This window comes from SAR324 cluster bacterium (assembly GCA_029245725.1).
In the GTDB taxonomy this organism is placed as follows: domain Bacteria; phylum SAR324; class SAR324; order SAR324; family NAC60-12; genus JCVI-SCAAA005.
In genome coordinates, this window is sequence record JAQWOT010000183.1 from 1 (window position 1) to 1821 (window position 1821).

Here is a 1821-nt window from a genome sequence, read left to right on the forward strand (position 1 = left end):
GTCCCGAACCTGACGAGTCCGAACTCCGGTAGATTGTTTGCTGCTGATATGAAAGGTGGCAATGTCAGTACAGCCCAAAATCTCATTGATCTTTTCGTATAACCTAAGTAAGTGTTTTGCTTTTTTGATGCTGTTATGAAAAGAAATTGTCTGTTCAATATCAAAGTCTTTGTAGAACTCCTGCAGCATCATGCAGGCAGCAACATCCTGAAACTCTACATTGTGAAAATCTCTTTTGTCTGATGGTCGGTGATTTTTTTGATCTCCAGATCCAGTTCGTCATCATTCAGTACAAACTGATCACGGATGTTGGAGGGGACTTCTGTCGAAGAATGGGGAATGTGCGTGACGAGCGGTGATGTGAGGATTGGTCCAAGCTTTTTTAGCAAGAGGGTCTAGGAATTCTGTATTTCAACAATGTTTGAAGATAGAACTTCTGATGATATGCCATCCCACTTCCATTGTTCCAATGCCTTCTGGGCTTTCTCCATTGATTCCAAATCAAACACCTTTGACATTTCATCGTCATTGATTGGTTCTGGTAATTCATCAGCCAAGATGATTTCCTCTTCAACCCCGTAGACTGGCTTACCATTAATTGTGTCTGGTAGTTCAATATCATAATTGAACTCCTCAGCGTCTTCGTCCTGCTGTTCCGATAGCCACTCATGGTATTCGCAGATGATTGGCCTTGTCCGGACATCCAATCGAAAGTGATCATCTCCAACACTCACCAAGCAAAGATACTCGGTCCAAGTCGATGCTGGCTGACTCTGTGAGCGTTCGTCAAGAATCATAAAGTCCATGTTCTATCCCTATTGAAACAAATTCAAAATTTCCTATTTCATTTTCTGAGTTTTGTGGTACAATGTAATTCGTATTCAGTAGCGCCGATTTGATCACAGATTGCGGGCGCATTACAAATTCAGCTAAAGTGGATCAGTTTTTTTGAACCCGTTTTGGCCTGATTTGGCTGGACGGGTTTTTTTGTTTCTACCGCCGATTTGAAGAGCAGCTTGCAGGGCGGTCAATAAATGCTGCTAAAGCGACAGCCGGTCTCCAACTTTTGGATCCCCGCTGTTTGTCTCTGAATCCTGAGCAACCACTGGAGACCGTGTTTTCCCTGTCAAATGGCTTCCATGCCCATCTGTCAGCAGAGCTTGCCTCCTTGGGTTGTTCTCCTAATCAAATTTCAGGAGACGACACTATGTACTCGCCATCCATCATTACTACTGAACTAGCACTATTACCTTTGCCGGTCGCTAAGGGTAGCATTTCTTCGGTACTGCCCCTAGACAGCTTCTCTGAGGGTGCCCCGTTCCTTGTTGAGATACCACCACACTCTAGCTTAGGTCCAATGGACCTCAATTCCCATGAGCAGGATTCCTCTCTGATTTTGGATTCTAAGCTTAGTCCCCAGACCGACCATCATCCTGTGATTTTCTGGAGCAAGTCTCACCACCAAGCAAGGAGCTGAAGATGGATCTAAAAGGTTACGAGAAAAGAAGAGTGCGGGAATTGTATCGCAGGATTACCCGAAACCTTAACAGCCGACGGCGCTATGCTGAACGCAAGGGGCGCAGCTTCACCCCTGACTTAGAGTCCATTCGGAAACGGTTCTATTGTTATATTTTGATGGACACTCTGGATAAATACTATCTCAGGGATCTAGCTTTTCTGAGAGATCCAAACTGCTGGGACAAGCAAGAGGGGTTCTGTGACATTAGCTTTCCCGAATCTTCAGAACGTAGCGATCTGCTCGGAAGTTCATTTCCAGAGGAACTGCTACCAGAGCAATTGCCAGAGAGTGAGCCTGATGAG

Annotated in this window: 5 protein-coding genes; 2 read left to right on the forward strand and 3 right to left on the reverse strand. The window is 45.1% G+C overall.

The features are described from left to right. From P8O70_09340 to P8O70_09350, 3 genes are all read right to left on the reverse strand, one after another. Positions 1-192: hypothetical protein (locus tag P8O70_09340; protein ID MDG2197074.1), on the reverse strand; the 192-nt coding region annotated here is incomplete at its 3' end. Between the two features lie 23 nt (positions 193-215). Then, positions 216-389 (reverse strand): hypothetical protein, encoded by a 174-nt coding sequence (locus tag P8O70_09345; protein ID MDG2197075.1) that lies wholly within the window; start codon positions 387-389, stop codon positions 216-218. A gap of 6 nt (positions 390-395) precedes the next feature. Then, positions 396-806 (reverse strand): hypothetical protein, encoded by a 411-nt coding sequence (locus P8O70_09350; GenBank protein MDG2197076.1) that lies wholly within the window; start codon positions 804-806, stop codon positions 396-398. Between the two features lie 308 nt (positions 807-1114). Here P8O70_09350 and P8O70_09355 point away from each other — a divergent pair, with 308 nt between their 5' ends. Beyond that, positions 1115-1477, forward strand: coding sequence for a hypothetical protein (locus P8O70_09355; protein ID MDG2197077.1), 363 nt, complete (start codon positions 1115-1117; stop codon positions 1475-1477). A 2-nt stretch (positions 1478-1479) separates the two neighbouring features. After that, the coding region (locus P8O70_09360) for a hypothetical protein (protein ID MDG2197078.1) at positions 1480-1821 on the forward strand (342 nt) is incomplete at its 3' end.

Excerpts from the sequence above, each read along its gene's own strand:
- P8O70_09350 (MDG2197076.1), bottom strand. The coding sequence starts at position 806 with ATGGACTTTATGATTCTTGACGAACGCTCACAGAGTCAGCCAGCATCG.